Source organism: Amycolatopsis sp. NPDC059027 (assembly GCF_042739735.1).
Taxonomy (GTDB): Bacteria; Actinomycetota; Actinomycetes; order Mycobacteriales; family Pseudonocardiaceae; genus Amycolatopsis.
Window position 1 is genome coordinate 97,321 of record NZ_JBHYIK010000021.1, and the last position, 23,423, is coordinate 120,743.

Below are 23,423 nucleotides of genomic sequence, written 5' to 3' on the forward strand. Positions count from 1 at the left end.
GGGGGCGGGGGGGGGTGGGGGGTGGGTCCGCGTGAGCGCGGGCGCGGGGGGGGCGCGGCGGACCCCCCCACCCAGGCCTCGGGTAAAGGGAGCTGGGGTCAGTAGCCGACGCTGCCGGAGCCGCTGCCGCTCGCAGGGGCCGGCTCACTGGCGGGGGCCTGCTGGCTGGGGGCCGAGGCGCTGTTGCTGGCCGCGGTTCCACCGGACTTGCAGCCGTTGGGCTCGATCACGAACCAGCTGCCGTTCACGCCCTGGCCGTTCGCGTCGCCCGCCTTCGCGTCCTTCGCGAACCGATAGACCGGCCAGCCGCCGACGGTGACCTGCTCGGTGCCGTCGGCGCGTTTCACCGTGCCCAGCAGCTTCTCGTCGATGCCCTGCAGCTCTACTTTGCCACCGTTGGAAAGCACGGGAGGCCAGGTCTTCGCGCAGTCACCGTTGCAGTTCGACTTCGAGGGCTTCTTGGTGTCCTTGGTGAACAGGTAGAGAGTGAAGCCTTCCTGGTCCACGATCGCCGGGCCGATCCCGGAGACCTGGCCCGCACTCAGCTTCACGCCGGCGGCCTGCTGCTGCGTTCCCGTGCCCTGCTGCTGACCCTCGCCGGTGGCCTGGCCCGCCTTGCCGCCGGTCGGGCTGACCCCGAACCAGACGTTGCCCACGCCCTGGCCCTTGGCTTCGCCTGCCTTCGCGTCCTTGGCGTAGCGGTAGAGCGGCCAGCCGCCGACGGTGATCTGTTCAGTGCCGTCACCGCGTTTCACGGTGCCGACCATGCCCTTGTCGACGCCCTGAACCTGCACGTCGCCCTGTGCCATCACCGGTGGCCACGCCTTGGCACAGTCACCGTCGCAATTGGACTTCGGTGGTTTGGCGGTGTCCTTTTCGTAGCGATAGAGGGTGAAACCGTCTTTGTCGGTGATGACCTGGCCGATGTTCGCGACGGTGGCGACGACCAGCTGGGTCTGGCCCGAACCGGGGGCGGCGTTGCCCACCTGGCCGCCACCGGTGCCGGCGGCCGGAGCGATGACCGGCTGTGCGGTCGCGCCGGAACAGGCGGTGAGCACGGCCATTCCCGCGGCCACGGAAGCGGCGGCGACGGCGATGCGCGTGCGAAGCATGGAGATTCTCCTTGTGTCCGTTGGGGTTCCGCAGCTCGGCGCGGCTGCATGTACCCCGATACACGGACGCTTCGCGGGGGTGGTTCAAAGAATTTTCGGACGGGCCGCCGACCGTGCGTGACAACCTGCCGAGGGCCCGTTCACCGCCGGACCGAGGTCGGCCTCAGGCGTTTTCGCCGCCGTCCTCGCGAAGAGCGCGGTCGACCAGCGATCCGGCCGCGCCGGTGTAGCGGGCCGGATCGAGCAGACCGGCGATCGTGGCGGAATCGAGAGCCGAGGTGATCTCCGGGAACTCGGCGAGCACGTCACCGAGCGACCGGTTTTCGAGCACAGCCCGCCGGGACGCTTCGCCGAGGACGTCCTTGGCCCTCGCCTTGCCGAGGAGCGGCGCGAGCGTCGTCGAAAGGCGCTCGGACACGATCAGCCCATGGGTCGCGTCCAGGTTCTCGCGCATCCGGTCGGCGTGCACGGTCAGCCCCTTGGCCAGTTCGGCCGCGGTGTGCGCCGCACCCCCGGTCAACCGCAGGCATTCGCGCAGCAGCTGCCATTCGGCGTGCCACACCCCGGCGGACCGTTCGTCCTCGGCGGGCATCGACTGCGTCACCCCCGCGGCCAGCACCGGAACCTGCAGCGCGGCCGACCGGATCAGCGTGGCCAGCACCGGATTGCGCTTGTGTGGCATCGCCGACGAACCGCCCCGGCCCGTGGCGGCCGGCTCGGTGACCTCACCGATCTCGGTCCTGGTCAACGTTTCGACGTCGACCGCGAGCTTGCCCAGCGCCGCCGCGGTGAATGCCAGCGCGCCGGCGATGTCGGCGACCGGTGTCCGCAGTCCGTGCCAGGGCAGAACGCGCGCCGCCAGGCCCGTTTCTTCGGCGAACGCTGTCGTCAGCCGCTCGGCGTAGTCGTCGAGGTCGACACCGTCGGTACGGGCGTATTCCAGGTACGCCGCCAACGTGCCCGCGGCGCCGCCAAGCGAGACCGGGAGCCCGTCTTCGAGGACCTGGCGGACGCGGCGCGCCGCGTCCAGGACCAACTGCCGCCAGCCCGCGGCCTTGAGCCCGAACGTCGTGGGCACGGCGTGCGCCGTCAGCGTCCGGCCCGCCATCGGGGTGTCCCGATGGGTGCGAGCGAGCTCGCCGAGTGCTTCGGCGGTCGCGTCGAGGTCCGTCGCGAGCGGCCGTAGCGTGCGCTCGGCGACCAGCATCATCGCCGTGTCGAAGATGTCCTGGCTGGTCGAACCACGGTGCACGTAGTCAGCCGCGTCCGGTGCGATCGCGGTGACAGCCGTGGTCAACGCCTTCACCAGTCCGACCACCGGGTTCGCCGTCGCGCGCGCGTCCCTGGCCAGCGCCACGACGTCGATCTCCGCGGCCTTGGCGGCTTCGGTGATCGCCTCGGCGGCCGTGTGCGGCACCGTGCCCACTCTGGCCTGCGCCCTGGCGAGCGCCGCCTCGGCGTCGAGCATGGCTTGAAGCCAGGCCAGATCGCCTGTAGTCGACTCGGCCGGAGTGCCTGCGCGGACCGGGGAAAGCAGCCCGGAATCAGGATCGGCGGTCATGCGCCCAGCATCGCACGCCCGCCGGACGACGCGATCGCCTCCGCCCGCCGCTGGCTCGCCTATGAAGTTGTCACACGGTTATTCGCCCACCTCCCCGTCGATCCGTTCACGCAGCAGGTCCGCGTGCCCGAGGTGCCGCGCGTACTCCGTGATCATCCGCAGCATGAGCCAGCGCAGCGTGAAGGGTTCCCCGGTGCCCAGCCTGGTGCCCTGCTGCTCCATCGACTCCGCAGCCGTCGCGATTTCCTGCGAGCGCTCACACTCCGCCCGCCACAGCGCGAAGGCTTCCTCGACATCACCGTCCAGCCTCTCGAAGTCCTGGTTCGGGTCGTCGTCGGAGTAGTAGAGGATCGGCAGATCCTCACCGGCGAACTGCTGCCGGAACCACCACCGCTCGACGCCGGTGAGATGACGCAGGAGCCCGTGCAGCGACATGCCCGACGGTGGCACCGACAGCTCGGAGAGCTGCGCCTGGCCGAGCCCCGCGCATTTCAGCTCGAAGGTCCGGCGGTGCCATTCCAGATATTCGGTGAGTGACCTCCGTTCGTCCGCCACGCAGGACGGATCGACCCGCTCGCCCCCTACGCGAGCGGGTCGACTGGCCTCGGGAATCGGTCCGGTGGTCATGCCGAGAGCGTCCCATCCACCACCGACAATTTCCGGCGCGCGAGTGAGCCGTACGCGTGAACTCGTAGCCGGAAGTGCCGCGTCCGAGCTGACGACCGGAGCCGCCAGGAACTCGACGATAGGGACGACCACGACGAATCCGTCTCCGGGAGGCAGACCATGACGACCAGCTCATCGGCCCGGCCGCGCAGGCTGGGACCCCGTAGGCGTAAGGCTTTCCTGGTCACGCACATCGTCTCGGCCGGCGCGTGGATAGGTATGGACATCGCGCTCGGGATCCTGGTCTGCACCGCGTTGCTGACCAGCGATCCCGAGGTCACCGCCGGGAGCTATCGGGTGCTCCAGCTTTTCGCGGGCTGGCCGATGCTGGTCGCGAGCCTCCTCTGCCTGGCCAGCGGGATCGTGCTCGCCGTCGGCAGCAAATACGGTCTGTTCAGGTACTGGTGGGTGTTCGCCAAGCTCGTGGTGAACGTGGTGATGTCACTGCTGATCCTGTTCGTTCTCCGGCCAGGGCTGAACGACGTCGCTGCCAATGCGCAGCGTCTTGCGGCGGGCGACACGAGCCTCGGGTCGCCGAGCGGACTGCTTTATCCGGTCATCGTCGCGCCCGGTCTGCTGCTGTTCGCCTTCGTGCTTTCGACGTTCAAACCGTGGGGGCGGATCCGTCGTGCGCGCCGGGCTACCGCGTCCGACGTAGTGGAGAAGCCGCTTCACGACGGACGCGCGGTCACCTCGAAGAGCGGAGCCTGACAGCCATGAACACGCCAGTCGAAACCCACGGGCTGACCAAGCGTTATGGCGCCGCGACCGCCGTCGATGGTCTCGACATCTCCGTTCGCGCAGGCGAGGTTTACGGCTTCCTCGGCCCGAACGGCGCGGGCAAGACGACGACGTTGCGGATGCTGCTCGGGCTGATCCGGCCGACGGCGGGAACGCTGCGCCTGCTCGGCAGGGAGCCGGGCCCTCGCAGCCTGGAGCGGGTCGGAGCGCTCATCGAGGGCCCCGCGTTCTACCCCTACCTTTCCGCGAGAACGAACCTGCGGATCCTCGCCGACCACGCCGGCGTCGGCCGGGCGCGCGTGGACGCCGTGCTCGGCACCGTGAGCCTGACCGACCGGGCCCAGGACCGCTACGCGACCTACTCACTGGGGATGAAACAGCGGCTCGGACTCGCGGCCGCCCTGCTCAAGGAGCCCGAGCTGCTCATTCTCGACGAACCGACCAACGGACTGGATCCCGCCGGGATGGCCGACATGCGGGTCACCATTCGCAAGTTGGCCGCCGACGGCTGCACCGTGCTGCTGTCGAGTCACCTCCTGGCGGAGGTCGAGCAGATCTGCGACCGCGTCGGCGTGATCGACCACGGCATGCTCATCGCAGAGACGACTGTCGACGATCTCCGCACAGGTGGCGCGCTACGCATTGTCGCCAGTCCCGCGGACCAAGCTCGTGACCGGCTTCGCGCACTGTTCGGAGCAACGCTGGTACGTGGCGAAGGAGACGTCATCGAACTCGACGTCGATGCCGGCCAAGCCGCGCGGATCAACGCCGAGCTCGTCGGCGCCGGGATTTCGGTCAGCGAGCTCGGCTGGCAGGAACCCGACCTCGAGCAGACCTTCCTCGCCCTGACCGGAGGTGTTCCTCATGCTGACTAACGTTCGCGCCGAGCTGGCGAAGCAGTCCCGTAGGCCCGCGGCCTGGCTGCTGCTGGCCATCGCCGTCGTCCTGACCTTGACTTTCGGATATGTGATTCCGTTCGCCGGGCTGAACGGGTCCTCGAGGGCGCCGGGCAGCGGCCGCGGCCTGGCGACGATGCTGCCGGAGGCGATCGTGGGCAGCACGCTGGGCGGGCTGCCGGTCTTCGTCGGCGCGCTCGCGTTGGTCTTCGGCGTGCTGGTCGCCGGGAGCGAATACGGCTTCGGGACCTGGAAGACCGTGCTCGCGCAGCAGCCGTCGCGTGCCACGGTGCACGCTGCCAAGCTGGTGACACTGGCGACGGGGACGCTGCTGGGCGTCCTGGCGCTGTTCGTGTCGACCTCCGCCGCGAGCGTCGTCGTCGCCTCGGTCGAGAACCAGCCGATGCACTGGCCTGGCGTGGCCGACCTGCTGCTCGGTGTCGGCGCGGGCTGGCTCGTCACGACCATGTGGGGGACATTGGGCATCCTGCTCGCCGTCGGCTTGCGGTCGGTGGCGCTGCCGATCGGCCTCGGTCTTGTGTGGTTGCTGGCAGTGCAGAACCTGCTCGCCTCCATCGCCGCACCTCTGCTCGGCTGGGTCGCTCAGCTGCAGAAGGCACTGCCAGGGCCGAACGCCGGGGCGCTGGCTGCCGCACTCGGTGCCAACGCGGGTACTCCCGGTGTCGGACAGATCGTCGGCGGCGGACAGGCGACCGCGGTGGTCGTCGGCTATCTGCTGGTCTTCGGTGTCGTCAGCGGCTGGCTACTGCGCCGCCGGGACATCGCCTGACCGGCACTCCAGGGCGACCGGCGGCCGCGGCCGAGGCCCCGCTAGACTTGGCCGCGCGGGCCGTTAGCTCAATTGGTAGAGCTGCGGACTTTTAATCCGTAGGTTCTGGGTTCGAGCCCCAGGCGGCCCACTCGATCTTGCGTGCCCCCTGTTCGGCGGGCACGCCTTCCCCGCGGCGATCATCGTCCTGCCTTGTGGGGCCAAGCCCCACGCCCCAGCCGGGGGAACGCCTCCGGACCCCCATCCTTGTGGCTGGGGTGGGTTCCCTCGGTCCGGTTCGTGTGCTGACGCGTCAGGTAGTGGGGACACGCCGGGGAGTGCATCCAGCTGGAGCGCAGCTTCCGGTGAGTGAGGCCATCCCGGAGTTCGAAGACCAAACAGCAGTCGTTGGGGTCGTGGTTGCCGTTGGTCAGAATCGACGTCATGGTTTGCTACACGATCACTCGCTTGCCGTTGACATGGAGGCCGTGAAACGTGACTGCGCCGTCGCGTACGAGCAGCCGGGTGAAGACCGCGGCGATCTGATCGGTGTCTTGACTGGCGAAGGCTGGATGACGGCTTGAGTCATCATCGGTGACCCATCGATTCGGTGCCGGGGTGTGACTTCTTCCTGGGAAAAGCATGCGTTCGTCATGGAATCCAAGGTATTCGTGCATGGGAAATGGTGTGAGAAATAGAAGATCGCTTCGTTTGGTGTGGGAGGGTTACGGTAGGTGTATTGCGCTCTCTCCTGGTTTGCTCGATTGCCCTCAAGGGCAGGATTGAGCGTCACGTCGGCGTCGCACAGCGGGTAGATTGTTCGAAGCGCCAAGAAAACTTCGCGTTCGGGATAACCAGTGTGCGTCCGGTGATTTGCGAGATATTTCGCAATCGCGTGGTGGGGTGAACGCGGTCGAAAACCGGAAGTGCCCAGGACGAACTATTGCGAGAGGGGACGGGGTATGCCCGTGACTTCGGATCTCGATCGAACAATCGAGAAGTACGCCACTGGACGCTTCACCGACGCGACGCCGTTGCTGGAGGCGGGAATCGAGTCGCTGGCGCTGCTCCGGCTGGCGGTCGAGGTCGTTTCCGACGAGGACGCGGAGATCGACCTCGCCGACCTCGTCGACGTGCGTACGATCGGGGATCTCAAGGCCTGGCTGACGCGGTTGGCGGCCACCGCATGCTGACCGAGACGGGGCCGCGCTTCCCCCTCACCGGCTCCCAGCAGGGGCTTCTCGTGGTGCACAACCGGGCCTCCGGCCAGCCGGTCTACAACATGCTGGTCCGGTTCGACCTCGATCCACGGTATGACGCCGCCCAGGTCGAGGCCGCGCTCGCCGCGATGGTCGCCATGCAGCCCGCGCTCCGGCAGACCTTCGGCGTGCTGCCCGAGATGCACGCCCGGCTCACCCCGGCGGCCCCCACTCTCCCGTGCGAACGGGTGGTCGTGGCGCCAGCCGAGTTCGAGGCGGCGGTCGCGACCACCGCCCACAGGATCGGCAGGCCCGAGTTCGATCTGGAGAACGGCCCGGCGTACCGGTTCGCCACGGTGCGCGCGAGCGACGACAGTGCCTCGGTGATCCTGCTGGCAGACCATCACATCATTCTCGACGGGATATCGGTCGGCCCGATGGTCGGCGACCTGGAGCGCATGCTGACCGCACCGCTCACCTCGGCGGAGATCGACGCGAAGGTCAGCCTGCGCGAACGTGCCTACCTCAAGGAAGTGCTGGCACAGCAACGGGCTTCGACGTCCGCGGATGCGCTCGAGCGGTCCGCGGCGTGGGCGGAGCGGCTGCGCACGGTGCCGCCGCTGGAGCTGGCACCACGGCCGGGACGGCCCACTCAGACCTCGTTCACCGGGGGACGGGTGCGGTGGCGGCTCGACGACGCGGAGGCGGGTGCCCTCCACAGCCTCTGTCAACGGCTCGACGTCTCGCCGTTCGTGCTGTTCACCGGAATCTACGGCGCGGTGCTGGCCCGGCACGGCAACGTGCCGGAGGTGCTCGTCGGCTGCCCGTTCCTGGCCAGGCGCACCATCGGTGCCTTCGACCTGTGCGGGTTCTTCGTCAACACCCTGCCGGTGAACGTGTCGGTCGACTGGCATCGCACGGTCGCCGAACATCTGTCCACAGTGGTCAGTGGGGCGATCGATTTCTGCCGGGCCAACACCGATATCAGTTTCACCCAGCTCGTCGCGGACGTGCGGCCGGACCGGACGACGAACCGCAATCCGCTGTTCTCGGCGATGCTGGCGATGCAGGACACCTTCGCGGCCGGGCCGGACGGCCCGGTGCGCCGGGTCAGCGAACCGGGCAACGACACGGCCAAGTTCGACCTGTGGCTCGGCGCGACGCCGGTGGACGGCAGCTGGCTGCTGGAACTGGAGTACGACAAGGAACTGATCGCCCCGGTCGTGGCCGACGGCCTGCTCACCTCCCTGCGCACCGCGTTGCGGCGGGCGTGGGACGACAGCTCCCGGACACTGGCCGAGCTGTTCACCGACGCGTCGGCGGCGGCCAGTACCCGATCCGACGGCTGGAGTTCGCGGCCGCGGTATCCGACGCTGGTCGAGGGCGTCGAAGCGACGGCGCGGCAGAGCCCGGACGCGATCGCCATCGAGGAACCCGGACGCCGACTGACCTACGCGGAACTCGTCGACGCGGTGGAGCGGGCTTCCGGCGGACTCGCCGAACAGGGCATCGGGAGGGGCGACCTGGTCGGACTGGCTGCCGACAACCTCGGTGACGCCGTGACCGCGATACTGGCGATCCTCCGCCGTGGCGCGGGTTTCCTTCCCCTCGACGAAAATCTCCCGGCCGAACGCCTGACCTACATGGCGGACAAGGCGGAATGCCGTCTGGTCGCCGGGAACGAAGTCGTCCGGGGCGTACCCGCGGTGGCCGTCAAGGAACTGGTGGAGGCTGACCCCGTCGAGGCCGCGCATGATCCGGACGCGCCGGTCTACGTCATGTTCACCTCGGGCTCGACCGGAGCGCCCAAGGGTGTCCAAATGGGACAGCGGTGGCTGACCCAACTGGCCGCCTGGCAGGCCGACGCGCTGCGCATGGACCGCGACACCCGGTTCCTCCAGTACGCGCCCCTCGGTTTCGATGTGTGCTTCCAGGAAATCCTGCCGACCCTGCTCAGCGGCGGCACGGTGGTTTCGCGAGGACCTGCCGATCGGCGTGACTTCGCCGCGGTGCTGCGGCGGATCGCCGAAGTCGAGGCCACGCACGTGTACCTGCCGGTGGCGGCGCTGCGCCCGCTGGCGTTGCACGCGCTGGACCGGGGAACGCGGCTGCCCGCGTTGCGCCATCTCTGCGTCTCGGGTGAGCAGTTGCTGGTGGACGAGCAACTGCGGGAGTTCTTCGTCCAGCATCCGCACTGCGAGCTGGTGAACCACTACGGCCCCACCGAAACCCAGGCCGTCACCACGCGCCGGCTGTCCGCGGAGGACGCGGTGTGGCCGGTGCACGTGCCGATCGGGACGCCGTTGCCCGGCGTGGCCGCGTACGTGGTTGACGCGACCGGGCACCTGGCGCCCGTGGGCGTCTCCGGCGAGCTGTATCTCGGCGGGAACTGCCTCTCCGATGGCTACCGCAATGATCCGGTGCTGACCGGGGAACGGTTCGTGCCGGACACCTTCGCCGGATCCGGCCTGATGTACCGCACCGGGGACCTGGTGGTCCGTGACCACCGCGGCGAGCTGATCTACCTCGGCAGGCTCGACACCCAGGTGAAGATCCGGGGCAACCGGGTCGAGCTGTCCGAGATCGAGGCGGTGGCGACCCGGGTACTCGGGGTACGCCAGGCCGTCGCGGTGGTGCAGGGCGAAGGCGCCGCCAAGGAGCTCGCGCTGCTGCTGGTCGCGCATCCTGGTGCGACGCCCGATCCGGAGCGGGTGCGTACCCATCTCGCGGCGACACTGCCGGAATACATGCGTCCACTGTGGATATTCACGGTGCCCGAGATCCCGGCGACGGGCACCGGGAAGACCGACCGCGCGGCACTCGGCCGGATGGTCGGCGAACTGCTCGCCGCCCAGCGGCAGGACGACACCCAGGTGTCCGTCGAGTACGAGAGTGACCTCGAACGCGAACTTGCGGCCTTGTGGTCACGCGTGCTCAAGGTCGACGGCATCGTCCGCGACCGGCCGGTGCTGGAGTACGGCGCGCATTCGCTGAACATCTTCACCACCTTCGCGGAGATCCAGCAGGCCTACGGGGTCACGCTGGCGATGGGCGAGTTCTTCGCGTCGCCCACGATCGCCACGCTGGCCGCGCTGATCCACTCGGCACAGGAGGAAGAATGCTGAAAGTGACGGCGAGCGACCGGCTGATCCCGTTGGTACGTAAGGGGTCTCGGCCCTCGTACGTGCTGCTCCCCGGCGCAGGTGGCGGTCTCGCTTACTACCTGCGGATGGCGGGATTCCTCGGGAAGACCGGCAATGTGTACGGCATCCGGGCGTCAGGCTTGGTGGCAGGCGAAGAACCCGAGAACCGGCTCTCCGACATGGCGGACTCGGCGTTGCGGACGCTGGACGACGCGGGGATCGAGCCGTCGCTGATCGTCGGCTGGTCGATGGGCGGCGTGATCGGCTGGGAGGTGTGCCAGCGGCTGGCCGAGCGTGGCGTCCAGCCCGCGCTGGTGCTGCTGGACTCGTCACCGTTCCCCTTCGTGGGCGACGCCGAGTTCACCGACTGGCTGCTCGGCAAGATCGGCGGTCAGCTCGGCCCCAGCCCCGACGAGGGGAGCGCGGCGCGGCTGAAGGGCGTGCTGCTGGGCCAGTTGAACGCGCTCGCCGAGAACAACGTCGACCGCCCGTACGCGGGACGGGTGCTGCTGGTGACCTGCGCCGAGCCGGCGGACGCGCGGGAGCAGAACCTGGCTGCCTGGCGGAGGCTGGCCCCGGACCTGCGTGAACACACGGTGGACGTCGATCACTACTCCGTGGCCAAGCCGGAGAACTTCGCGGCGCTGAGCGACCCGCTGGCCGCCTTCCTCGCCCACTGAACCCCAGGAGTCTGCCGTTATGACAACCCGTTCCCTCTTCGACTGGTTCCACGCCTCGGCGAAGGCATACCCGGACAATGTGGCGCTGGAGGTCGGCGCCGAGACCTACACCTACCGCGAGCTGCTGGGCGCGGTGGAGCAGGTTTCGGGAGCGATGCGGGCCGCGCACGACGGCACGCTCAAGCGGATCGGGCTGCTGACCGCGCGCAGCACCCCCGGCTACATCGCCTATCTGGCGGCGCTGCGGCTCGGCGCGACCGTGGTGCCGATGAACCCGGCCAACCCGGCCGCCCGCAATCTGGGCATCACCGCCGAGGTGGGGCTGGACCTCACCATGGTCGACGACAGCGCCGGTGACGGCGCGGCGGAGTACCGGGCCAACGCCGGTGTCGACATCCTCGACCTGACCGGGGACAGCTGGAAGCGGTACCTGGAAACGGATCCCGCACTGGTGGTCCCGGCGGTCGTGGAGCCCGATCCGGACGATCCCGCGTACCTGATCTGCACCAGCGGCACCACCGGCCGCCCGAAAGGCGTGCCGATCACGAACGCCAACGTCTCCGGGTTCCTGTCCGAAGTGGCGAAGCGCTACCGGTTCGGGCCTGCCTCCCGTGGCGCGCAGACGTTCGAGCTGAGCTTCGACGGGCACGCGCTGGCCATGTTCGGGACGTGGGGCGGCGGTGGCGCGGTGGTCGTCGCGCAGCGCACGGACGTGCTCGCGCCGGTGAAGTTCATCAACACCCGGCGCCTCACGCACTGGATGTCCGTGCCCTCGCTGATCTGGTTCGCCAAGCGGTTGCGCGCGCTGGGCCCCGGCAGCATGCCGACGCTGGAGCTGAGTTCGTTCGGTGGCGAGGCGCTCACCGTGGAGCACGTCGAGGCGTGGACCGCGGCCGCGACGAACACCGCGGTGATCAACTGCTACGGGCCGAGCGAGTGCGCCTGCATCGTCACCGCCTACGAGGTGCCTGCCGACCCGGCCGAGCGGATCGAGACCTCGAACGGCTCGCTGCCGATCGGGGATGTCTTCCCCCGCCTGGAATACGTGCTGCTCGACGAGGATCTGCGCCCCTCGGACGACGGGGAACTCTGCGTGCGCGGCGATCAGCGGTTCCCCGGCTACCTCGACCCCGCCGACAACATCGGCCGCTTCGTGTCCATTGTGGACGATGAGGTGACGGTCTACGACGGGAGCACCCCGCTCACCCCCGCGCACTGGTACCGCACCGGGGACCGGATCCGCCGGGAGAACGGCGAACTCGTGCACCAGGGCCGCGTCGACCACCAGGTCAAGGTGCTCGGCAACCGGGTGGAACTCGGCGAGATCGAGAGCGCCCTGCGCAGGCACAGCGCGATTTCCGAGGCCGTGGTCGTCACGATTCCCGCCGCGGACGGGGAAGTCGACCTGCACGCCTTCTACCTCGGGGAGCCGCTCGCCGAGGAGGAGCTGAACGGGCTGGTCGCCGACCTGCCGCAGTACATGCGGCCGCGGGGGTTCCACCACCGCGAACAGTTCCCGATCACCGACAACGGCAAGGTCGACCGCCGTCGTCTCGTCGACGGGTTCCCCGGCCGCTGAGCCGGAATCCGGTTACCTGCGAGGAAGGGGCCAATCGTGCACACCGACGTGGAACGGGGGACCGTCACCGCCGCGGCCACGCCGACGCAAGAGGCGATGTGGTGGTTGCACCAGCGGGCGAAGAACAAGTCGGTCTACCACATCACCTGGCGGCTGGCCGCCGGCAGCGCGATCGATCCGGCCGCGCTGGCGACCGCCTGGCAGTGCGTGGTCGACCGGCACGACGTGTTGCGAACTTCGCTGTCGAGGCCGGGCGACGACGTCCTGCTGCGGGTCCGGCCCGCGTTGCCTGCCCCGGTGCGCCGGGTCGAAGTGGACGATCCCGGCGACGTGGACAAGGACGTACTGCTGCGGCTGATCGCGGAGGAGGCGCAGCAACAACCGATGGCGCTCGAACACGCGCCGCTGGCGAGGCTCGCCGCCGTCCGCGTCGCTGACCGGCACGAACTGGTGCTTACGGTCCACCACCTGATCCTCGACGGCTGGGGACTGCAACTGGTGATGGAAGATCTGTCGACCGCCTACGCCGCCGCGGTCGCCGGCCGGGAGCCGGAGTTCGCCACCGAACCGGAGCCGTTCCACCACTACGCGACCGGCCAGCGGGAGACGGCCACGAGCACGCGGTGGGCGGACGACGTCGAGTACTGGCGGGACAGGCTGGCGGGCGCGTCCGCCACCACCGTGGCCGCCACCACCGACGCCGAGTTCGTGCCCGGCGCGCCCGGCGTGGTGTTCCGCCACACCTTCAGCGAAGCGGCCACGGCAGGGATCGCGGCACTCACGACAAGCACGTTCGCCACCCCCTTCGCGGTTTTCCAGGCCGCGATGCATATCGTGCTCGCCCGAGGGGGCGCCGGGCCGGACGTCACGATCGGCACCGAAATGGCCAACCGGATGACGCCGCGCGAGCAGGGGCTCGTCGGTTATCTCGCCAATCTGTGCCTTTCCCGGGCGCACGTGGCCGACACCGACCGCGTGCTCGACGTCGTGACCGCCGCCCGTGACGACGCCTGGGCGATGCTCACGCACCAGTCCGCGCCCTATCCGTTCGTGTTCGGCGCGCTGCCCGGGGAAACCCGGCGCACGCTGACCGACGACTGCCCGGTGGGGCTGAGCCATCTCGGGCCGATCGGCACCGGGCTCGGGCTCGGCGACGTCGGGCTGACCCTGCTGCCCAGCCCGAACCGGGCGGCCAGAGCGGATTTTTCGATCTCCACCTGGGAAGCCGACGGCACGTACCACGCGGAAGTCGAGTACAACACGGGCCGCTACGACCAGGCGACCGCCGAGGCACTGCTCACCGATCTGGACGCCGTGCTGGCGGCCGACCCGGACCAGCTGGTGGGCAGCGTCCAGGTGCGTACCCGCGCCACCCCGGCACGGACCGATCACGTGCCCGAGATCGCCGCCCCCGCGGGGCACCCCGAGTCGGCCGCCTGGCGGCACGTGGACGCGGTGTGGTCGGACCTGCTCGGCGCGCCGCCCGAGGGGTCCGATGTGGACTTCTTCGCCGCGGGTGGGAATTCGCTGCTCCTGCTGAGGCTCAGCGCCGCGCTGGAGGCGGCCACCGGGGTGGTCGTCGACGCGGTGGAATGGCTCGCTGAGCCGACCCCGCGCGCGTTGGTGTCCCTCTTGGCGGGGAACGAGGACGAGCCGGGCGACGGCACCACCACGACCACGGTCGTGCTGCGCGAGGGCACCGGCCCGCACCTGCACCTGGTGCCCGGGGCGGGCGGCAGCCCGAGCGACTTCCGGGCGATCGTCGAGGCGCTCCCCGCGCAGTGGCGGGTGACGGCTTCCCGGGAGCAGGAACCCGCGACGAGCGTGCGGGACATGGCGCGACGTTTCGCGGCGGACCTGGCAGCGGAGGGAATCGAGCCGGACCTGCTCGGCGGCTGGTCGATGGGCGGGCTGGTGGCCTACGAGATGGCTCGCGAGGCGCCGAAACCGTTGGTGCTGCTGGATTCTCCGCCACCTGTGGGGTATCCGCCCACCGCGGAGGACGAGCTGTTCGACACCTTCGCGGCGGCGTTCACCACGGGCCTGCCGGTAGTGGCAGGCGAGCCCGCGTTCCGCGTCCGGGTGCTCGCCGCCTGGCTGGCGGCGATCGGACAGCCGATCCCCGCCGACGCGCTGGAAGAGCGATGGCGCGCCTACACCAGGCACGCTCGGATGGGCGAGGCCTACGTCAGCGCGGCGGAGCTGCCGGTCGCGGCACTGATCGTCGGTGCGGACCTGCGGGCGAGCGAGTGCGAGGAATGGGAGGGCCGGTTCCGCGGGCCGAGCGTGCTGACGGTCGACACCGACCACCATGGAGTGCTGCGGGACGCGGCCGCGTGGGAAGTGGCCGTGGCGATCGCCGGATTCGGCCTGCGGGACGCGGCGTGAACACCGGCAACCGGGTCGTGCTGAAGATCGGCACCAGTTCCCTGATCACCGACGGTCGCGTGGATCCCCAGCGCGTCGACCGGCTTTGCACGGCGATCCAGCGTGGCATCGCAGCCGGTCTGGCGCCGGTGCTGGTGGCCTCCGGCGCGATCGCCGTCGGCCGCACCGCGTATCCCGAGGCGTCCTCCGTCGAGGACGTCGCCCAGCAGGTGGCCGCCGCACTGGGGCAGGGCGTGCTCTACCCGGCGTTGCGCGAGCGTTTCGCCGCCAGCGGCCTGACGACAGGCCAGGTGCTGCTCACCCCGCACGACCTGATCGAGCCGGGCCGGGGCGCGCGGGTGCGGGCGCTGCTCGACGAGATGCACGGGCACGGTTTCCTGCCGGTCGTCAACGAGAACGACGCGCTCGGCGTTCGCAACAACGACGTCCTCGCCGCGCTGCTCGCAGGGTTCCTCCGCGCGGAGCTCCTCCTGCTGCTGACCAACGTGCCCGGTCTCTACGACGGCAACCCGATGCTGGGCGCGACCGCGCGCCGGATCGGCCACGTGCCCTCGCTGACTCCGGAACTCGAAGCCCTGGCAGGGGATTCGCTGGGCGACGGGGGCACCGGCGGCATGCGGATGAAGCTGGCCGCGTGCTGGATCGCCACCTACGCGGGGGTTCGCACCGTCATCGCCGACACCGCCGATCCCGCCGTCCTCATCGACGCTCACCGCGGTGTCGCGGTGGGCACGGACTTCGCGCCGCGCCCGATCCGCGGCACTCCGCCGTCGGCCGGCCGGTTGTGGCGTGCTTTCCGGACTCCGCCGAGGGGCGCGATCACCTGCGGCCCGGCCGGGCAGCTGGCCATCGAACACCGGCAACCGTTGCGGCGGGTGCAGATCACCACCGCGCGCGGCCGGTTCCGCGCGGGCGACGTCGTGGACCTGAGGGGTCCGGACCAGCGCCTGCTCGCCCGCGGCGGCATCCGGTTCGCCGCGGACACCGTCGAGTTCGGCTGTGCGCCGGGCACCGCACTGCTCGCCGGTTCCGACTACGTACGCATCGGAGAGGACTGAAATGACCGTGCTGGATCAGTGCCGGGACGCGGTCGCGGCCTCGGCCGTGATCACGCAGCTGACCACGGAGAAGAAGAACGCGCTGCTGCGGGACATGGTGACGGCCATCGAAACGCGGCTGGGCACGATCATCGAGGCCAACGCCGAGGACGTCGCCGCGGCGAAAGCGGCGGGCACCTCGGCCACGCTGGTGGACCGGCTGACCCTGACCGAGCGGCGGGCGGCCGGGCTGACCGCCGCCATCCGGACGATCATCGACCTGCCCGATCCGTCGGGCCGGGTGGTGGAGGGCTGGACCCGGCCGAACGGCCTGCGCATCGAACGGGTGCTGGAACCGCTGGGCGTCGTCGCGGTGATCTACGAGGCCCGCCCGAACGTCACGGCCGAGGTGGCCGCGCTGTGCCTGAAATCGGGGAACTGCGCCGTGCTGCGCGGATCTTCGACGGCGATGCGCACCAACCGCGCCATCATGGCGGCGCTGGACGTCGCGATCGCCGCGCACCCCGGCGTCCCGGCCGCGGCCGTGCAGCTGATCGACGACCCTTCGCGGGAAGCCGCGCTGGAACTGATGCGCGCCAAGGGTTACGTCGACCTGCTGGTGCCGAGGGGCGGCCCGGACCTCATCGCCTCGGTGGAACGGAACGCGACCGTGCCGACGGTGATCGACGGCGCGGGCAACTGCCACCTCTACGTCGACGCCTCCGCGCGGCGGGAGATGGCCACCGAGGTGACGGTCAACGCGAAGACGTCCCGGCCGAGCGTGTGCAACGCGATCGAAACCCTGCTGGTGCACGAGGATCTGGTGGCGGACTGGCTGCCCCGGGCACTGGACGAGCTGGCCGCGGCCGGCGTCGAGATCCGCGGCTGCGCCAAGGTGTGCGAGGCGTGGCCGAAGGCGGTGGCCGCCACTGCCGAGGACTGGGCGACCGAGTACCTGGACCTCGTGCTCGCGGTCCGGGTTGTGTCCGATGTGGACGGAGCGATCGCGCACATCCGGGAGTACGGCACCGGGAACGCGGAAGGCATTGTCGCCCAGGACATCGCGGTGGCGAACCGGTTCGCCCGCGAGGTCGATTCCGGCAGCGTGTTCGTCAACGCCTCGCCCCGCTATTCCGACGGCGGCGAGTTCGGCTACGGCGTCGAAATCGGGGTCTCCACACAGAAACTGCACTCGCGGGGCCCGATGGGCCTGACCGCGCTGACGACCGCGAAGAACGTGGTCTGGGGAACCGGACAGACGAGGAAGGTGGCCTGATGGACGGCATGAGCCCGCTGCGGCCCAGCGCGTTGGTGGAGACGGTCGACCAGGCGATCTCCATCAAGTACAACAACCTGGTCTACGACCTCGAAGCGACCGGCCACGACATCATCACGCTGTCGCTCGGCGAGTCGTTCTTCGACGTGCCCGCACCGGATTTCGGTGATTTCGAGCCGGGAGAACTGCACCACTACTCGCATTCCCGTGGCCTGCCGGAACTGCGCAGGCGGCTGGCCAAGTACTACGGGGACGAGTTCGGCCTTCCCGTCGATCCCGACCACGAAATCCTGATCACCGCGGGCTCCAAGGTGGCGATCTACCTGGCGTTGCTGGCGACCGTGGAACCCGGCGACGAGGTCGTGGTGCTCGAACCGTCCTGGCTGAGCTATCCCACGCAGGTCTGGCTCTGCGGCGGTGTGCCGGTCTCGGTGCCACACGACGTCGGCGTCTTCGAGCTGGACAGGTACGTGACCAGCCGGACCCGGGCGATCATCGTCAACAACCCGAACAATCCGAGCGGTCGCGTCTACACGGCGGCCGAACTGGGCTTTTTGCACGAACTGGCCGAACGGCACGGTCTGCTGCTGGTGGTGGACGAGGCGTACAACGAATTCGTGCCGCCCGGCACCCGGTTCGTCACCTGTGGTGCCGCCGACCCTGACAAGCAGCACACGCTGACAATCAATTCGATGTCCAAGAACTACGGCATTTCCGGGTGGCGGGTCGGTTACGTCATCGCGCACCGCACCCTGATCGAGGAGATCCTGAAGGTCAACCAGCACCTGATCACCTGCGCACCGACGCCGTTGACGCGCTACCTCGCCGAGCATTTCGACACGCTCATCGAGCGCACCAGGCCACAGATCCAGGACGTCGTCGCGACGCGGAACGAGGTGGCGGGCTGGCTGGCCGAACGGGGAATCGAGGTGCTGCCCGGCTCGGCGACGTTCTACCTGTTCGCGTCGCTGGGAAATTCGACGCTGGGATCGGACGCCTTCGCCGAGCGCCTGCTGCGCGAGTCCGGGGTCAGCGTGGTGCCCGGAATCGCGTACGGGGAATCCTGCGATCACTACATCCGCATCTCGGTCGGCACCGAAACACCCGAGCGGATCCGGCGCGGCATCGACGCGATCGCCCGGCTCATCGAAAACACCGGCGGATAAGGCGGTGCGGGTCGACCTGGTCGCGGACCTCGGGGAAGGCTTCGGCGCCTACCGGATAGGCGACGACGCGGCATTGCTCGACGTCGTCTCGTCCGCGAACGTCGCCTGTGGCTTCCACGCCGGCGACCCGCGGCTGATGGAGGAGACGGTGGCCGCGTGCGCCCGCCGGGGGATCGGGGTCGGCGCGCATCCCGGGTTCCCGGATCTGGCGGGTTTCGGCAGGCGCGCCATGGAACTCACCCCGCGCGAGGTGCGGACCGACGTGCTCTACCAACTCGGCGCGCTAAGCGCGTTCGCCAGGGCGTGCCGCACCCGGCTGCGACACGTGACCCCGCACGGCAGGCTCGGCAACCTGGCGATGACCGAGCGGCCGTACGCGGAAGCCGTTGTCGACGCGGTGGCCGCCTACGACCGTTCGCTGGCCGTGGTCACCCAGGACGGCGTGCTCGCCGAAGCCGCGGGCCGGGCGGGGCTGGCGGTCGCGATCCTCATGCTGGCCGACCGCGCCTACCGCGACGACGGCACGCTGGTGCCGCGCCGGGAACCGGGCGCGGTCATCACCGATCCCGCCGAGGTGGCCACCAGAGTGGTGCGGGCGGTCACCGGCGGCGTGGTGCGCACCGTCACCGGCCGGGACCTCCCGATCACGTGCGACACCGTGCTGGTGCACGGCGACACTCCGGGCGCGGTCGAACTCGCGCGCGGGGTCCGTGCCGCGCTGCACCAGGCCGGAGTACGCATCGCCCCGCTCGCGGACGTGCTGACGAACCGGGGCGCGCGATGAAGCTCGACATCAAGCCTTACGGTGACTCGGCACTGCTGGTCCGGCCCGGCGAAGGATCGGCGTGGCACACCGTGCAGAGTCTCGCCGACGCCCTCGACGCCTCCGGCGTGACCGGGCTGTGTGATCTGGTCGCGACCTACGACAGCCTGCTCGTCGCGTTCGACTGCGTGCGTACTGGGCACCACGAGCTGGCGAACCGGATCCGTTGTCTTGCGGACACGCTGGAAAACCCTGATGTGCCAAGGGTTTTCCAGCGCTTCGAGATCCCGGTCGGCTACGGCGGCGAGCACGGTCCCGATCTCGCGGACGTCGCCGGGGAACTCGGGCTGAGCGAGGACGAAGTGGCGCGGCTGCACAGCGGTGCCGAGTGGGTGGTGCGGTTCCTCGGCGCCCCGGCGGGCGCGCCGATGCTCGACGGCTCACCGTTTCCCGGCCGGGTGAGCCGCCGCTCGCGTCCACGGACGACGGTGCCCGCCGGGTCGGTGGCCGTCTCCGGCACGCAAGCGGTGATCTACCCGGTGGTTTCGCCAGGCGGCTGGCGGCTGATCGGCCGGACACCGCTGCGGCTCGTGGATCCCGCTCGGGACCCCATGACGCCGTACCGGCCGGGTGACCGGTTCCGTTTCGTGCCGATCCCCGCCGCGGGCTGGCCGGATGCCTCGGGCCGGCCGCGATGATCCGGGTGCGGCGAGCCGGACTCGCCGGCGTCACCGATCTGGGCAGGCCCGGCCTGGCCAGACAGGGCATCCCGGCGGGTGGCGCCGCCGACCAGTACTCGGCGGCGGTGGCCAACATCCTGGTGGGCAACGCGGAAAACGCGCCGCTGATCGAAGTGACGGCGTCGGATTTCGCGTTCACCACGGATCAGGCAGCGTTTCTGGCGGTGACCGGAGCGCCGGTGACTGTCACCGCGGGCGGGTCCGTCCGCCGAACCTGGGATCCCCTGTGCGTCGGCGCGGACGAGCCGGTGGAACTGACTGGACTCAGCGGCGGTCTGCGAGCCTACGTCGCGGTCAACGGCGACTGGCGCGTCGATCGGACGCTCGGCAGTTGCGCCGCCGCGCCGGAACTCGGGGTACGCACCTGGCTGCGCGCGGGCGCGACGATCGACGTGCGCGACGGCTACCGCCCCGACCGCCATCCCGTCTTCGTACTCGGCGCCCACCGGCCTCGATTTCCCGACCCGCTCGCCATCGACATCACCGCGGGCCCGGACGCGGACGAGTCGGTGGCGGCGGCCCTGACCACGGCCACCTATGTGGTCAAGTCCGAAAGCGACGACGTCGGCGTCCGGTTGGACGGCCCGGCGCCGTCCGGGGTCGCCCGGACCGATCTGTTGTCCAAAGGGGTGCCCGCGGGCGCGGTCGAACTGCCGCCGGGGGACGAACTGCTGGTGTTGCGCCGCTCCCATCCGATCACCGCGGGCTATGCGGTGATCGCGGTCGTGACCCGGGCGGGGCTGTCCACATTGGGCCAGGCGAGGCCGGGGCATCGGCTGCGGTTCCGGCTCCGCACGCTCGAGGAAGCGGTCGCGGACCGTCGGCGGCAACGTCAAGCACTCGACGACCTGACCCGCCGGGCACACACCGCGTTCACCAGCGTCGGCGTCCCGGTCCGGGCCGCTCGAAGGACCAGCTGAAGAGGGAAGGGAGCGGTCATGACGAAACCGGCACAAGCGGAGGTGGTCGTCCCTTCCGCCGATCCCAGCACGCGGAACACCGCCGTGCTGGTGGTCTTCACCGCGGCCACCAACCTCGCCGACGGCGTGCTCAAGGTGGCGCTACCGCTGATCGCCACCTCGCTGACCACTTCACCGGCGTTGATCTCCGGGGTGCTGACCACCCTGATGCTGCCGTGGTTGTTCACGGCGTTGCACGTCGGTGTCCTGGTCGACCGCGGGGACCGGCGGAAACTGTTGTGGCTGGCCAACGCCGTCCGGGTCGCGGTGGTGGGCGGTTTCCTCGTCGCGGTGACGGCGGGCGCGCTGAACCTGGTGATGATCTACACCGGCGGCGTGATCCTCGGAGTCGCCGAAGTGATCGCGCTGACCTCCGCGGCCGCGCTGCTGCCCTCGGTGGTGTCCGGGCCGAAACGGGAACGAGCGAACTCCTGGCTGACCGGTTCGGAAACGGTCTGCAACGAATTCATCGGGCCGTTCCTCGGCGGTCTGCTGGTGGCGGCGGGAACCGGAATCGTGCTGGGCGCCACCGCGATCACCTACGCGATCACCGCGGCCACACTGATCTTCCTGGTCGGCCGGTTCCGGGCGGCCAGGGCCACCGGCCCCGGCGACGTCGAGGCGGCGCGGCCCGCGATCCACGCGCAGATCGCCGAGGGCCTGCGGTATCTGTGGGAACAACGGGTCCTGCGCGTGATGACCCTGCTGGTCGCCGTGCTCAACGCGTTGTGGGGAGCCTGGCTGGCGTTGATGCCGTTGTACGCCACCACGTCCATGGGCGTGAGCACTGCCGCGTACGGCCTGCTGGTGGGCGCGCTGGGTGTCGGCGGAACCTGCGGAGCGGTGCTGGTGGCCCCCGCCAACCGGTTCTTCGGACGGCGGCGGGTGATGTTCGCCAACATCTTCCTGACCGGTGCCATGGTCGCCTTCCCCGCGATCAGCACGAACGTCGGAGTGGTGGCGGTCGGTGCGTTCCTCGGCGGGCTGGGCGGCGGGCTGTGGGTGGTCAACGCCCGGACCGTCAGCCAGACGCTGGTCGACGAGTCGATGATGGGCCGGTACAGCGCCGTCGCCCGGTTGTTCGGGTGGGGTTCGGTGCCGCTCGGCGGCTTCGGTGCCGGGTTGCTGGCGGAGTGGGCGGGGGTCAGGGTCGCGTTCGCCGTGTTCACGCTGCTCGCGCTGACCGTCGTCGTCCCCTTCCTCCGGGTCTATTCCCGGCCGGTGGCCGCCGAGATGGAGACACGGATTTCCACGGGCGCGGAGCCAGCGGTTCCCCGGGCCTGAGGCAGGTCCACGTGGGCCTGTGCCCTTTGGAGGGTGAAGTGTGCACTTGCGCCTCTGGACATCTCCGGCGCGCCGGGTTCGTGTCTACTGTGGACACAGTGCGTGATCCACCGGCGGGGCATGGTCGCTCTGCGTGGAAATCCGGCCGTGAAGATAACTGGTCGACAAACTTCCGGCGATCGCACAACGCAAACGGGGGCAGGGACGTCTGAACTGTCGTGAAGAGGATGCGAATCGCGGGTCTGGGTGCGCTGGCGCTGCTGCTGACGGCGTGCGGCGGGCAGACCGAGGTGGTCGGGGTGGCGCAGTCGGCGCCGAACGTGGTGCCGGCGGCGAAGGTCGCGGTCGTCAGTCAAGGGAGCGATCAGCTGAGCCCGCGCTCGCCGATCGTGATCAAGGCGAGCGACGGCACCCTGCAGTCGGTGACGGTCACGAACCCGCAGACGGGCAATACGGTCAAGGGCGACTTTTCCGCCGACAAGATCACCTGGACCAGCGACGACCAGCTCCGCTACGGGGCCACGTACCAGGTCGTCGCCACCGCGGTGAACAAGGAGGGCAAGCCTGTCGAGCAGCGGAGCGAGGTGCACACGCTCACGCCGAAGGGGGTCGTGACGCCCACGCTCCTGCAGCCGGCGTCCGACGGCACGTTCGGTGTCGGGCTGGTCATCGGCGTCAAGTTCGACCGCGACGTCCCGGACAAGGCCGCCGTCGAGAAGTCCCTCAAGGTCACCTCCTCGCCCGAGCAGGGCGGTAGCTGGTACTGGGTCAACAAGCGCGAGGCGCACTTCCGGCCGCAGTCGTACTGGAAGGCCGGCTCCACGGTGAAGCTGGAGTCCACGACGTTCGGCCAGGACATCAGCGGCGGCGTCTACGGCGGCCCGGACATCTCGGCGACGTACAAGGTGCATGACTCCTGGATCGCCAAGGCGGACGGCAACACCCACCAGATGCAGGCCTTCCACAACGGCGAGCTGGTCAAGACCGCGCCGATCAGCATGGGCAAGACCGACAACACGCCGCCGCGTGGGCCGACGCCGACGTTCAACGGGACACACACCGTGCTCGGCAAGCAGGCCCACATGATCATGGACTCGTGCACCTACGGCGTGTGCGAGGGCCAGCCGGGTTACTACAAGGCGCCCGAGAACTGGGACGTGCAGATCTCCGGCGACGGCGAGTACCTGCACGAGAACCTGGCGACGGTGAGCGTGCAGGGCAGCCAGAACGTCTCCAACGGCTGCCTGAACATGAACACCGAGAACGCCAAGTGGTTCTTCGACAACTTCAACGTCGGTGACGTCGTCGAGGTGACCAACTCCGGCGGCCCGCAGCTGAACATCAACAACGGGCACGGCGACTGGGCCATCGACTGGAGTGCCTGGCAGGCGGGCAGCGCCCTGCACGGCTGACCCGCACCCACCCGCAGCATCCGGAACGTGCTGGATCCCGACATCGGGATCC

At 69.7% G+C, this 23,423-nt stretch carries 20 protein-coding genes and 1 tRNA gene; 18 read left to right on the forward strand and 3 right to left on the reverse strand.

Features of this window, described 5'->3' with window-relative positions; genetic code table 11:
* Positions 1-98: 98 nt before the first annotated feature.
* The 3 genes from ACFWY9_RS16945 to ACFWY9_RS16955 all read right to left on the reverse strand — a co-directional run bounded on the left by ACFWY9_RS16945 (position 99) and on the right by ACFWY9_RS16955 (position 3,300).
* Positions 99-1,112, reverse strand: a complete 1,014-nt coding sequence (locus tag ACFWY9_RS16945; RefSeq protein WP_378327401.1) for a hypothetical protein — start codon at positions 1,110-1,112, stop codon at positions 99-101.
* Positions 1,113-1,275: 163 nt separating this feature from the next.
* Complete coding sequence (pcaB, locus tag ACFWY9_RS16950; protein WP_378339219.1) at positions 1,276-2,673, reverse strand: 3-carboxy-cis,cis-muconate cycloisomerase; 1,398 nt, start codon at positions 2,671-2,673, stop codon at positions 1,276-1,278.
* A gap of 78 nt (positions 2,674-2,751) precedes the next feature.
* Positions 2,752-3,300, reverse strand: a complete 549-nt coding sequence (locus tag ACFWY9_RS16955; protein WP_378339220.1) for a DinB family protein — start codon at positions 3,298-3,300, stop codon at positions 2,752-2,754.
* A 159-nt stretch (positions 3,301-3,459) separates the two neighbouring features.
* Between ACFWY9_RS16955 and ACFWY9_RS16960 the strand changes: the two genes are divergently transcribed.
* The 18 genes from ACFWY9_RS16960 (at position 3,460) to ACFWY9_RS17045 (ending at position 23,371) form a co-directional block, all read left to right on the forward strand.
* A complete protein-coding gene (locus ACFWY9_RS16960) occupies positions 3,460-4,050 on the forward strand; it encodes a hypothetical protein (RefSeq protein ID WP_378327398.1) in 591 nt (196 codons plus the stop codon).
* Between the two features lie 5 nt (positions 4,051-4,055).
* On the forward strand, positions 4,056-4,955 hold the full coding sequence (locus ACFWY9_RS16965; protein ID WP_378339221.1) for an ABC transporter ATP-binding protein: 900 nt from the start codon (positions 4,056-4,058) through the stop codon (positions 4,953-4,955).
* On the forward strand, positions 4,945-5,766 hold the full coding sequence (locus ACFWY9_RS16970; protein WP_378339222.1) for an ABC transporter permease: 822 nt from the start codon (positions 4,945-4,947) through the stop codon (positions 5,764-5,766). The genes ACFWY9_RS16965 and ACFWY9_RS16970 overlap by 11 nt, the downstream gene beginning before the upstream one ends.
* Before the next feature lie 57 nt (positions 5,767-5,823).
* Positions 5,824-5,896, forward strand: a tRNA-Lys gene (locus ACFWY9_RS16975).
* Positions 5,897-6,110: 214 nt separating this feature from the next.
* On the forward strand, positions 6,111-6,329 hold the full coding sequence (locus tag ACFWY9_RS16980) for a hypothetical protein (protein WP_378339223.1): 219 nt from the start codon (positions 6,111-6,113) through the stop codon (positions 6,327-6,329).
* A gap of 378 nt (positions 6,330-6,707) precedes the next feature.
* Positions 6,708-6,938 carry an acyl carrier protein gene (locus tag ACFWY9_RS16985; protein ID WP_378327394.1) on the forward strand — a complete coding sequence of 77 codons (231 nt, stop codon included), beginning with the start codon at positions 6,708-6,710 and terminating at the stop codon, positions 6,936-6,938.
* Positions 6,932-10,069: an amino acid adenylation domain-containing protein gene (locus tag ACFWY9_RS16990; RefSeq protein WP_378339224.1), complete on the forward strand. Its 3,138-nt coding sequence runs from the start codon at positions 6,932-6,934 to the stop codon at positions 10,067-10,069. Before ACFWY9_RS16985 ends, ACFWY9_RS16990 begins: the two co-directional genes overlap by 7 nt.
* Entirely contained in the window at positions 10,063-10,767 is a 705-nt protein-coding gene (locus ACFWY9_RS16995) for an alpha/beta fold hydrolase (protein ID WP_378327392.1), read from the forward strand. The genes ACFWY9_RS16990 and ACFWY9_RS16995 overlap by 7 nt, the downstream gene beginning before the upstream one ends.
* Before the next feature lie 19 nt (positions 10,768-10,786).
* Complete coding sequence (locus ACFWY9_RS17000) at positions 10,787-12,346, forward strand: AMP-binding protein (protein ID WP_378339225.1); 1,560 nt, start codon at positions 10,787-10,789, stop codon at positions 12,344-12,346.
* 36 nt (positions 12,347-12,382) lie between these two features.
* Positions 12,383-14,734 carry a condensation domain-containing protein gene (locus ACFWY9_RS17005; protein WP_378339226.1) on the forward strand — a complete coding sequence of 784 codons (2,352 nt, stop codon included), beginning with the start codon at positions 12,383-12,385 and terminating at the stop codon, positions 14,732-14,734.
* Complete coding sequence (proB, locus tag ACFWY9_RS17010) at positions 14,731-15,792, forward strand: glutamate 5-kinase (protein WP_378339227.1); 1,062 nt, start codon at positions 14,731-14,733, stop codon at positions 15,790-15,792. The genes ACFWY9_RS17005 and proB overlap by 4 nt, the downstream gene beginning before the upstream one ends.
* Position 15,793: 1 nt before the next feature.
* On the forward strand, positions 15,794-17,047 hold the full coding sequence (locus ACFWY9_RS17015; RefSeq protein ID WP_378339228.1) for a glutamate-5-semialdehyde dehydrogenase: 1,254 nt from the start codon (positions 15,794-15,796) through the stop codon (positions 17,045-17,047).
* A complete protein-coding gene (locus tag ACFWY9_RS17020) occupies positions 17,047-18,213 on the forward strand; it encodes a pyridoxal phosphate-dependent aminotransferase (RefSeq protein ID WP_378339229.1) in 1,167 nt (388 codons plus the stop codon). The genes ACFWY9_RS17015 and ACFWY9_RS17020 overlap by 1 nt, the downstream gene beginning before the upstream one ends.
* A 4-nt stretch (positions 18,214-18,217) precedes the next feature.
* The gene (locus ACFWY9_RS17025) at positions 18,218-18,997 is read left to right on the forward strand and encodes a LamB/YcsF family protein (protein WP_378339230.1); all 780 of its coding nucleotides are present in this window, start codon (positions 18,218-18,220) and stop codon (positions 18,995-18,997) included.
* Positions 18,994-19,674, forward strand: a complete 681-nt coding sequence (locus ACFWY9_RS17030; protein WP_378327385.1) for an allophanate hydrolase subunit 1 — start codon at positions 18,994-18,996, stop codon at positions 19,672-19,674. The genes ACFWY9_RS17025 and ACFWY9_RS17030 overlap by 4 nt, the downstream gene beginning before the upstream one ends.
* Positions 19,671-20,636, forward strand: coding sequence for a biotin-dependent carboxyltransferase family protein (locus ACFWY9_RS17035; protein WP_378327384.1), 966 nt, complete (start codon positions 19,671-19,673; stop codon positions 20,634-20,636). Before ACFWY9_RS17030 ends, ACFWY9_RS17035 begins: the two co-directional genes overlap by 4 nt.
* An 18-nt stretch (positions 20,637-20,654) precedes the next feature.
* Positions 20,655-21,959, forward strand: coding sequence for an MFS transporter (locus ACFWY9_RS17040; protein WP_378327383.1), 1,305 nt, complete (start codon positions 20,655-20,657; stop codon positions 21,957-21,959).
* A 227-nt stretch (positions 21,960-22,186) separates the two neighbouring features.
* The gene (locus ACFWY9_RS17045; RefSeq protein ID WP_378327382.1) at positions 22,187-23,371 is read left to right on the forward strand and encodes an Ig-like domain-containing protein; all 1,185 of its coding nucleotides are present in this window, start codon (positions 22,187-22,189) and stop codon (positions 23,369-23,371) included.
* Positions 23,372-23,423 lie beyond the last annotated feature (52 nt).

What these genes read in the sequence shown, in the direction of transcription:
- ACFWY9_RS16960 (WP_378327398.1), top strand. Translation starts at nt 3,460, where the DNA reads ATGACGACCAGCTCATCGGCCCGGCCGCGCAGGCTGGGACCCCGTAGG.
- ACFWY9_RS17030 (WP_378327385.1), top strand. Translation starts at nt 18,994, where the DNA reads ATGAAGCTCGACATCAAGCCTTACGGTGACTCGGCACTGCTGGTCCGG.
- ACFWY9_RS16955 (WP_378339220.1), bottom strand. Translation starts at nt 3,300, where the DNA reads ATGACCACCGGACCGATTCCCGAGGCCAGTCGACCCGCTCGCGTAGGG.
- ACFWY9_RS16990 (WP_378339224.1), top strand. Translation starts at nt 6,932, where the DNA reads ATGCTGACCGAGACGGGGCCGCGCTTCCCCCTCACCGGCTCCCAGCAG.
- ACFWY9_RS16945 (WP_378327401.1), bottom strand. Translation starts at nt 1,112, where the DNA reads ATGCTTCGCACGCGCATCGCCGTCGCCGCCGCTTCCGTGGCCGCGGGA.
- ACFWY9_RS17000 (WP_378339225.1), top strand. Translation starts at nt 10,787, where the DNA reads ATGACAACCCGTTCCCTCTTCGACTGGTTCCACGCCTCGGCGAAGGCA.
- ACFWY9_RS16985 (WP_378327394.1), top strand. Translation starts at nt 6,708, where the DNA reads ATGCCCGTGACTTCGGATCTCGATCGAACAATCGAGAAGTACGCCACT.
- ACFWY9_RS17045 (WP_378327382.1), top strand. Translation starts at nt 22,187, where the DNA reads ATGCGAATCGCGGGTCTGGGTGCGCTGGCGCTGCTGCTGACGGCGTGC.
- ACFWY9_RS17015 (WP_378339228.1), top strand. Translation starts at nt 15,794, where the DNA reads ATGACCGTGCTGGATCAGTGCCGGGACGCGGTCGCGGCCTCGGCCGTG.
- ACFWY9_RS16970 (WP_378339222.1), top strand. Translation starts at nt 4,945, where the DNA reads ATGCTGACTAACGTTCGCGCCGAGCTGGCGAAGCAGTCCCGTAGGCCC.
- pcaB (WP_378339219.1), bottom strand. Translation starts at nt 2,673, where the DNA reads ATGACCGCCGATCCTGATTCCGGGCTGCTTTCCCCGGTCCGCGCAGGC.
- ACFWY9_RS17040 (WP_378327383.1), top strand. Translation starts at nt 20,655, where the DNA reads ATGACGAAACCGGCACAAGCGGAGGTGGTCGTCCCTTCCGCCGATCCC.
- ACFWY9_RS16995 (WP_378327392.1), top strand. Translation starts at nt 10,063, where the DNA reads ATGCTGAAAGTGACGGCGAGCGACCGGCTGATCCCGTTGGTACGTAAG.
- ACFWY9_RS16965 (WP_378339221.1), top strand. Translation starts at nt 4,056, where the DNA reads ATGAACACGCCAGTCGAAACCCACGGGCTGACCAAGCGTTATGGCGCC.
- ACFWY9_RS17020 (WP_378339229.1), top strand. Translation starts at nt 17,047, where the DNA reads ATGGACGGCATGAGCCCGCTGCGGCCCAGCGCGTTGGTGGAGACGGTC.
- ACFWY9_RS17035 (WP_378327384.1), top strand. Translation starts at nt 19,671, where the DNA reads ATGATCCGGGTGCGGCGAGCCGGACTCGCCGGCGTCACCGATCTGGGC.